Annotated in this window: 10 protein-coding genes; 9 read left to right on the top strand and 1 reads right to left on the bottom strand. The window is 70.5% G+C overall.

Annotated features, from left to right (window positions below):
* On the bottom strand, positions 1-729 hold a 729-nt coding region (locus tag OO014_RS18195; protein ID WP_272463744.1), incomplete at its 3' end, for an IclR family transcriptional regulator.
* A 62-nt stretch (positions 730-791) separates the two neighbouring features.
* Here OO014_RS18195 and OO014_RS18190 point away from each other — a divergent pair.
* The 9 genes from OO014_RS18190 (at position 792) to OO014_RS18150 (ending at position 8815) form a co-directional block, all read left to right on the top strand.
* Positions 792-1601: an IclR family transcriptional regulator gene (locus tag OO014_RS18190; RefSeq protein ID WP_272463743.1), complete on the top strand. Its 810-nt coding sequence runs from the start codon at positions 792-794 to the stop codon at positions 1599-1601.
* An 80-nt stretch (positions 1602-1681) separates the two neighbouring features.
* Positions 1682-2287: a DUF998 domain-containing protein gene (locus tag OO014_RS18185; RefSeq protein WP_272463742.1), complete on the top strand. Its 606-nt coding sequence runs from the start codon at positions 1682-1684 to the stop codon at positions 2285-2287.
* Between the two features lie 171 nt (positions 2288-2458).
* On the top strand, positions 2459-3271 hold the full coding sequence (locus OO014_RS18180; protein ID WP_272463741.1) for a 2-keto-4-pentenoate hydratase: 813 nt from the start codon (positions 2459-2461) through the stop codon (positions 3269-3271).
* A gap of 4 nt (positions 3272-3275) precedes the next feature.
* Positions 3276-4310 carry an acetaldehyde dehydrogenase (acetylating) gene (locus tag OO014_RS18175; protein WP_272463740.1) on the top strand — a complete coding sequence of 345 codons (1035 nt, stop codon included), beginning with the start codon at positions 3276-3278 and terminating at the stop codon, positions 4308-4310.
* A 3-nt stretch (positions 4311-4313) separates the two neighbouring features.
* Positions 4314-5474 carry a 4-hydroxy-2-oxovalerate aldolase gene (dmpG, locus tag OO014_RS18170; protein ID WP_272463739.1) on the top strand — a complete coding sequence of 387 codons (1161 nt, stop codon included), beginning with the start codon at positions 4314-4316 and terminating at the stop codon, positions 5472-5474.
* Complete coding sequence (locus OO014_RS18165) at positions 5474-6292, top strand: 2-keto-4-pentenoate hydratase (protein WP_272463738.1); 819 nt, start codon at positions 5474-5476, stop codon at positions 6290-6292. The genes dmpG and OO014_RS18165 overlap by 1 nt, the downstream gene beginning before the upstream one ends.
* Positions 6289-6510 (top strand): tautomerase family protein, encoded by a 222-nt coding sequence (locus tag OO014_RS18160; RefSeq protein WP_272463737.1) that lies wholly within the window; start codon positions 6289-6291, stop codon positions 6508-6510. The genes OO014_RS18165 and OO014_RS18160 overlap by 4 nt, the downstream gene beginning before the upstream one ends.
* 29 nt (positions 6511-6539) lie before the next feature.
* Positions 6540-7994: an aldehyde dehydrogenase gene (locus OO014_RS18155; RefSeq protein WP_272463736.1), complete on the top strand. Its 1455-nt coding sequence runs from the start codon at positions 6540-6542 to the stop codon at positions 7992-7994.
* Complete coding sequence (locus tag OO014_RS18150; protein WP_272463735.1) at positions 7991-8815, top strand: alpha/beta fold hydrolase; 825 nt, start codon at positions 7991-7993, stop codon at positions 8813-8815. The genes OO014_RS18155 and OO014_RS18150 overlap by 4 nt, the downstream gene beginning before the upstream one ends.
* Positions 8816-8837: the final 22 nt, after the last annotated feature.

Raw genomic sequence — 8837 nt, 5'->3', positions numbered from 1 at the left:
CCCGAGCCGGATCGGGTCGATCGACCTCGTCCGGCCCGTGATCGACAGGGCCGCCGCCACCTTCAAGTCGGCGCCGAAGGCCGGCGCCGCCACGCACGAGATCCCCAGGTGCGACTCCTCGCGGTCCTGGGCGAACCCCTTGGTCCGGATCTCCTGCAGCTCTCGCTGGAACGCTCCGGGAGTCGTGATCGTCCGGGGCGTCACCCGCTCGAGGCCCGCATCGATCCGGGCCCGGACGACCGCGGCCGGGGAGTAGGCCAGGATCGCCTTGCCCACCCCGGTCGCATGCGCCGGGAAACGTCCGCCCGTGCGCGACCCGATCTGACGGAGCAGGTTCGCGCCGAGGATCTCGACGTAGACCACGTCGACGCCCTCGAGGACGGCGAGGTGGATCCGCTGCCGGGTCGCCTCCCGCAGGTCCTCCATGATCGGCAGGGCGGCCTGGGACAGCGACCGGTGGGTCTGGACCCGTTCGCCGATCTCGAAGAGGCGCAGGCCCAGCCGGTAGGAGCCGTCGTCGAGCTGCTCGACCATCCGCTCCCGACGCATCTCGCCGAGCATCCGGTGCACCGTGGCCTTGGGCAGACCCGTCCGGCGCGACAGCTCGGCCAGCGGGAGGCTGGCCTCCCCCGTGCGGAAGGCCTCGAGCACCGCCAGCGTCCGACCGAGCACACCCGAGGGGACCCTCTCGGTCTCGGCGGTGACGCCGTTCCGGTCAATGGAACGCATGGATTGATTCAACCCCGAACGTGCGCCACTGTCATCGCACCCCGTCGAGGAGAGGCCGATCGATGACGATCATTGAGCAAGCGTGGTGCGCGACGACCCCCCGGAAGCCCGCTTCCGTCCAGGAGCAGACCCTGGGGTCGGGGCTCAAGTCCGTGGGCTCGGCCCTCGACGTCCTGGAGTGCTTCGCGACCGACGGCGAGCTCGGCGTCTCCGACATCGCCCGCCGCCTGGGCGTGGCCAAGTCGACGGCGCACCGGCTCCTGCAGACCCTCGTCTCGCGAGGTTTCGTCGAGCAGGACGGGACGACCGGCGCCTACCGCCTCGGCATCCACCTCTACGAGCTCGGCCAGCTCGCCCTGGCCCGCAACGAGCTGCGGCACGCCGCGCTCCCCACCCTGCGCCAGGTCGCGAAGGCGACGAACCTCACGGTCAACTTCTCCGTCCCCGAGGGCGCCGACGTCGTCTTCATCGAGCGGATCGAGAACCTCGACGGCGTGCGCATCCTCGGCCACTTCGGCCGGCGCCTGCCCTCGCACTGCACCAGCTCCGGCAAGGTGCTCGCTGCCTTCAACACGACGGTCTACCGGGCGCGGCTGGGCGCCGGCTTCCCGCCTCGGGTCCGCGCCACCGTGCGCAGCGCCGAGGAGTGGGAGACCGTCGTCGACCAGGTCCGCGCCAAGCGCTACGCCGAGTCGCACGGTGAGTCCTTCGACGGCGCCTCCTCCGTCGCGGTGCCCGTGATCAGCCACGGTCAGGCGGTCGCCTCGCTCTCCGTCTTCGGTCCCACCGACCAGGTCAAGCCGGCCGTCGGCCAGCTCGTCCCGCTCCTCACCGCAGCAGCGAACCGGGTCTCCAGGAACCTCGGCCACTGACCCCTCCGCTCACCCTCCTCGCTCTGCCGAAAGCACCCACGCCCCACCAGGAGGCGCGCACAATGGCGAGGTGAGCGGGGATGAGCACTGACGCGCTGCTGAGGTTCGGCGCGGCCTCCGCCGTCATCTTCGCGGTGGTCGTCACGGTCGAAGGCGCGACGCGGCCCGGCTACCGCGCGACCTACCACATGGGCAGCGAGCTCGAGCTCGGCAGCCGCGGCTGGGTCCAGCGGGTCAACTTCGCCCTGCTCAGCGCGGGTCTCGCCGCGGTCGCGACCGGGGTGCAACGCACGATCGATGCGCCCATCGGCGCCGGCCTGCTCTGGCTCGCGGCCCTGGCCGTGCTCGTGGCCGCGGTCTTCGCCCCGGACCCGGTCCGTGGCTACCCGCCGGAGGCGTCGACCCAGACCGCCCACTCCGTCACCAACCACGCCAGGCTTCATGACTTCACCGGTCCGCTCGTCGCGGTGGCCCTGCTCGGCGCCTGCGTGGCGGTGGCGCCGCAGCTCGCCGGCTGGTGGGCGACCTACACCTGGGCCACGGCTGGCGTCGGCCTCGTCTTCACGGTCGGCGCGACGGCTGCCTACCTGCGCGACACCCCGTTCGTCGGCCTCGTGCAGCGGGTCCTCATGGGCGCCTACCTGCTCTGGATCACCGTCCTGAGCCTGCACCTCACGACCCGCTGAGCAGTCGACCGGAAGCCAGCCCAGCGGCATAAGGCCGGAGGCTTGTTCCCGGGAGCGGAACGTGGCACGACGCACGAACGCCGGGGACCTAACGTGAAACACAGAGCATCGGGTGCGGTCCGCGCACCGACTCCGGCGGCTGCCGGATCCGACAACCTCGAAGGGACCCCCGTGGACAGCCACACCCGGTCGACCGCAGCGAAGGACCTGCTCGCGGCCTACGACTCGCGCCAGCCGATCGCGCCGCTGACCTCGACCTACGAGGACATGACGCTCGAGGACGCCTACGCGATCCAGCTGCTCCAGATCGAGGAGCTGACGTCGGCGGGGCGGACCATCAAGGGGCACAAGGTGGGCCTCACGTCGGCCGCGATGCAGAAGCTGCTCGGCGTCTCGGAGCCGGACTACGGGCACCTGCTCGACGACTTCTTCTACCTCGAGCACATGCCGATCCCGGTCGACCGGTTCCTCCAGCCGCGGATCGAGCCGGAGGTCGCCTTCGTCCTGAAGAAGCCGCTGCAGGGCCCGGGCGTCACCGTCCACGAGGCCATCGCTGCCGTCGACTTCGTCCTCCCGGCCCTCGAGCTCGTCGACTCGCGCATCCGCGACTGGAAGATCGGCCTCTTCGACACCATCGCCGACAATGCCTCGTCCGGCGCCGTCGTCCTCGGCTCCACCCCCACGGACATCCGCGAGGTCGACCTGCGGCTCGCGGGCGCGACGTTCCACCGCAACGGGCAGGTCGTCGGCACCGGCGCCGGCGGCGCGGTCCTCGGCTCACCCATCAACTCGCTCGTCTGGCTCGCCAACACCGTCGGCGCGCGCGGCATCACCCTCGAGGCCGGCCACGTCGTGCTGCCCGGCTCCGTGTGCGCCATGGTGCCGGTCGCTGCCGGCGACAGCTTCACCGCGACGTTCGCCGGGCTCGGCTCGGTCACCGCGCGCTTCTCGTCCACCACCCCCAACTCGTCGAGCAAGGAGTAGCCAGATGGCGCAACAGACACGCACCAAGGGCACCGCTGCCATCGTCGGCCCCGGCAACATCGGCACCGATCTGATGTTCAAGCTGATGCGGCGCAGCGACATCATCGAGCCGCGCTGGATGATCGGCGTCGACCCGAGCTCCGACGGTCTGCGCCGCGCGAAGTCGCTCGGCCTCGAGGCCTCCCACGAGGGAGTCGACTGGCTGCTGGCCCAGGACGAGCTGCCCGACATCGTCTTCGAGGCGACGTCCGCCAAGGCCCACGAGCACAACGCGCCGAAGTACGCCGAGGCGGGCATCCTCGCCGTCGACCTCACCCCGGCCGCGATCGGCCCCTACATCTGCCCGCCGGTCAACCTCGAGTTCAACCTCGACGCGACGAACGTCAACATGATCACCTGTGGCGGCCAGGCCACGACCCCGATCGTCAAGGCGATCTCGAGCGTCGTCCCGGTCCCCTACGCCGAGATCGTCGCGTCGATCTCGTCGAAGTCGGCCGGCCCCGGCACCCGTGCCAACATCGACGAGTTCACCGAGACGACCGCCTCGGCGCTCGAGGTCGTCGGCGGCGCACAGCGCGGCAAGGCGATCATCATCCTCAACCCCGTCGAGCCGCCGCTGATGATGCGCAACACCGTCTTCTGCGCGATCCCCGACGAGGCCGCCGAGGCCGGTGCCCTGCAGGACGCCGTCCTCGAGTCGATCCACCGGATGGTCGCGACGGTCCAGGAGTACGTGCCCGGCTACCACCTGCGCGCCGACGTCCAGTTCGACCGGCCGCGGGAGACGTGGCAGGGCCAGGCCCGGGTCTTCGTGCCGATCGAGGTCAAGGGCCGCGGCGACTACCTGCCGGACTACGCCGGCAACCTCGACATCATCACCGCTGCCGCCGCGCGGGTCGGCGACATCATGGTCGCGCACCGCCTCGGCGTCGAGTCCACGTGGAAGTCCTCGGCGGACCTCGGCGAGCTGCCCGACACCGCCGCGACCAGCAGCGCCCCCACCAGCACCGCGACCGCTGCAGAGAAGGCAGGAGTCTGACCCATGGGCGACATGACCATCCGTCCCGAGGACGCCCCCGTTGTCACCTCACAGGTGACCGAGTCCGAGGTGCTGGCCAACCTCTCCGGCCCCGGCGGTGAGACCGACCTGCGGATCACCGACTCGACGCTGCGCGACGGCTCCCACGCGATGCAGCACCAGTTCACCGAGGAGCAGGTCCGCGGCGTCGTCCACGCCCTCGACAAGGCCGGTGTGCAGGTCATCGAGGTCTCGCACGGCGACGGTCTCGGCGGCTCGAGCTTCAACTACGGCTTCTCCAAGGTCGACGAGTTCGACCTCATCAAGGCGGCCGTCGACGAGGCGACCCAGGCCAAGATCGCCATCCTCATGCTCCCGGGCCTGGGCACCGTGCACCACCTCAAGCGGGCCCACGCGGCCGGCGCCTCGGTGGCCCGGATCGCGACCCACTGCACCGAGGCCGACGTCTCGCTGCAGCACTTCGCCGCGGCCCGCGACCTCGGCATGGAGACCGTCGGCTTCCTCATGCTGTCGCACAAGGCCTCCCCCGAGAAGCTCGCCGAGCAGGCCCGGATCATGGTCGACGCCGGCGCCCAGTGCGTCTATGTCGTCGACTCCGCCGGAGCGCTCGTCCTCGACACCGCCCAGCAGCGGATCCAGGCCGTGATCAACGAGATCGGCCACGAGGCGCAGGTCGGCTTCCACGGCCACCAGAACCTCTCGATGGGCATCGCCAACTCGGTTCTCGCCTACCAGGCCGGCGCCAAGCAGATCGACGGCGCGCTCTGCGCCCTCGGCGCCGGGGCCGGCAACAGCCCGACCGAGGTGCTCGCCGCAACCTACGAGCGGCTCGGCATCCGGACCGGCATCGACCTCGGCGAGGTGCTCTCCGCCGCCGAGGACGTCGTCCGCCCCTTCATCCCGCGCCTGCCGTGGATGGACCGCGCGTCCATCACCCAGGGCTACGCCGGCGTCTACTCCTCGTTCCTGCTGCACGCCGAGCGGGCGGCCGAGCGCTACAGCGTCCCGGCCCACGCGATCCTCCAGCGGGTCGGCGAAGCCGGCTACGTCGGTGGCCAGGAGGACATGATCATCGACATCGCCCTCGAGCTGGCCAGGGAGAAGGAAGAGCTGCGCGAGCACCTCGACAGCATGGGTGACCTGGCCGCGATCGGGGTGCGCTGATGACCTCGACCACCGAGCCGGGCACCATGCCCCAGGACGGCTGGACCATCGAGTCCGTCGCGGCCGAGCTGCTCGCCTGCGAGGACGAGCGGCGCGAGCGCGAGCCCTTCACCGACGAGTGGCCGGAGCTCGACCTCGACACCGGCTACGCGATCCAGGACCTCAACCTGCAGAAGCGGCTCGACCGCGGCGAGAAGCTCGTCGGCGTCAAGCTCGGCCTGACGAGCCGCGCCAAGCAGCAGCGGATGGGCGTGCACTTCCCCTTCGTCGCGTGGCTGACCGACGCGATGATCCTGCCCATCGGCGACCCGGTCCCCCAGTCCAAGCTGATCCACCCGCGCATCGAGCCGGAGATCGTCTTCGTCATGGGTGATCGCCTCGAGGGCCCGGGCGTCACCGCCGCGCAGGCGATGGCCGCCGTCGAGTCGGTCTGGGGCGGCGCCGAGGTGATCGACTCGCGCTACCGCAACTTCCGGTTCAAGGCCGGCGACGTCTCGGCCGACAACGCGTCCTCCGGCGCCTTCGTCACCGGCCCCGTCGGTCTCCCGCCGACCGACCTCGACCTGGCCCTCGAGGCCGTCCTCGTCGAGGTCGACGGCGAGATCGTCGACTCGGCCACCGGCGCGGCCGTCCAGGGCCACCCCGGCGAGGCCCTCGCTCTCGCCGCCAACGACCTCGCCCGCCGCGGCCACGCCATCGAGCCCGGCTGGATCGTCCTGACCGGCGGGATGACCGACGCCGTCTTCGCACCGCCCGGCAGCTCGGTGGCGATGCACTTCACCAACCTCGGCTCCGTGTTCATCAACGGGGGCGAGTGACGGTGCCGCTCGTCGAGATCACCCTCACCGAGGGGCGTAGCCCTGAGCAGCTGCGGACGCTCATCTCCACGGTGACGCACGCCGTCTCGGACAGCGTCGCCGCCCCCATCGACAGCATCCGGGTCGTCCTCCGCGAGGTCCCCACGACCCACTTCGCCGCCGGGGACGTCACCATCGCCGAGCGCTCAGCCCAGCAGCATACGGCCCAATCCTCCTGAACCTCAACGCAACCCACAAAGGTGCCATCATGACCGACTACCCCTTCTTCGGGCACATCATCGACAACGAAGAGGTCGAGTCCCTCGACGGGAAGCGCTTCGACACCATCAACCCGTGGACCCGCGAGAAGTGGGCCGAGGTGGCTGAGGCGTCGGCCGCCGACGCCGAGCGGGCCATCGCCAGCGCCCGCAAGGCGTTTGACGAGGGGCCGTGGCCGCGGATGGGCCGCACCGAGCGCGCCAAGCTGATCCACAAGCTGGCCGACCTCATGGAGGAGCACGCCGACGAGCTCGCGCGCCTCGACTCCACCGACATGGCCAAGCCGTTCGCGCAGGCCAAGCACGACGTCGCCCGGTCGGTCTGGAACTTCCGGTTCTTCGCCGACCACCAGCGCGACCACGTCGGCGAGGTCATGCCGATGGACAGCGGGCACCACACCTACACGGAGTACGGCCCGGCCGGCGTCGTCGCGGCGATCTCGCCGTGGAACTTCCCGCTCATGATGGCGACCTGGAAGATCGCCCCCGCCATCGCGTGGGGCAACACGTGCATCATCAAACCGGCCGAGGACACCCCTGCCTCCGTCGTCATGCTCGGCCGCCTCGCGATCGATGCCGGCTTCCCGCCCGGCGTGCTCAACGTCCTCAACGGCTACGGCGTCCCGGCGGGCTCATCCCTGACCGGTGACCCCCGCGTCGACCGCGTCACCTTCACCGGCGAGTCCGGCACCGGCCGCATCATCATGAGCGCCGCCGCGCAGAACCTCACCCCCGTCAGCCTCGAGCTCGGCGGCAAGGGCGCCAACATCGTCTTCGAGGACGCCGAGCTCGACAACGCCGTCTACTGGGCCGTGGAGTCGATCTTCCGCAACGCCGGCCAGGTCTGCCTCGCCGGGTCGCGGCTCTTCGTCCAGGCCGGCATCTACGAGGAGTTCCTCGCGCGGTTCAAGCAGGCCGCCGAGAAGCTCGTCATCGGCGACCCCTTCGACCCGGCCACGCAGTTCTCGTCGCTCGCCTCCGAGGAGCACTTCCGCAAGGTCAAGTCCTACGTCGACAGCGTCGAGGACGAGGGCGGCAAGATCCTCACCGGCGGGCTCGCCGAGGACGGCGCCTGGCTCGTGCGCCCGACGATCATCACCGACCTGCCGCTCACGGCGTCGCAGTACTGCCAGGAGATCTTCGGCCCGGTCGTCGTCGTCAACAAGTTCGAGACCGAGGCGGAGGTCGTCCACCTCGCCAACGACACCGCCTACGGCCTCAACGCGATGCTCTTCACCGAGAACCTCTCGCGCGCCCACCGGGTCTCCGCCAACCTCAAGGCCGGCACCGTCTGGGTCAACTGCTTCTTCATCCGCGACCTGCGCACCCCCTTCGGTGGCGTCGGCGACTCGGGTGTCGGGCGCGAGGGCGGCAACTTCAGCCGCGAGTTCTTCACCGAGCCCAAGGCGGTCGTCATGCAGATCGACCGCGCGGTCAAGGCATGAGCGAGCAGGCGGCGCTCGGTGGCCAGTTCGTCGACGTCGCCGGGGTCAAGACGTGGGTCCATGACGTGGGCTCCGGGCCGGTCGTGCTCCTCCTGCACGGGTCGGGTCCCGGCGTCAGCGCCGCGGCGAACTGGCGCCTGACCATCCCCGCCCTCGTCGACGCCGGCCACCGCGTCATCGCGCCGGACCAGCTCGGCTTCGGTCAGACGCTGCCGCCGGCCGACCACGAGTACTCGGTCGACTCCTGGCTCGAGCACGCCGTCGCCCTGCTCGACACGCTCGGTGTCGAGCGCGCCAGCGTCGTCGGCAACTCGTTCGGCGGGGCCATGGCGCTGCGCCTCGCCAGCCAGCACTCCGACCGCGTCGACAAGCTGGTCCTCATGGGGTCCGTCGGGGTGCCGTTCCCGATCACCGAGGGGCTCGACGCGGTGTGGGGCTACGAGCCGTCCGTGGAGAACATGCGGGCGCTGCTCGACCTGTTCGCCTACGACACGTCGCGCATGACGGACGACCTGGCGCAGCAGCGCTACGAGTCGTCGATCGCGGGCGGGGCCGACGAACGGTTCGCGGCGATGTTCCCCGAGCCGCGACAGCGCTGGGTCGACTCGATGGTGCTGCCGACGGACGAGATCCGGTCGATCGCCGCCCCGACGCTCCTCTTCCACGGCCGCGAGGACCAGGTCATCCCGCTGACGACGTCACTCAACCTCTTCCACCTCATCGAGCGGTCTCAGCTGCACGTCTTCGGCCAGTGCGGGCACTGGACGCAGATCGAGTACGCCGACGAGTTCAACACGATGCTCGCCCGTTTCCTCTCCTGAGGGACGAACGACACCTCGGCCG

It is taken from the genome of Intrasporangium calvum (genome assembly GCF_028446585.1).
GTDB lineage: Bacteria > Actinomycetota > Actinomycetes > Actinomycetales > Dermatophilaceae > Intrasporangium > Intrasporangium calvum_A.
This window is presented reverse-complemented; position numbering and strand designations above follow the sequence as displayed.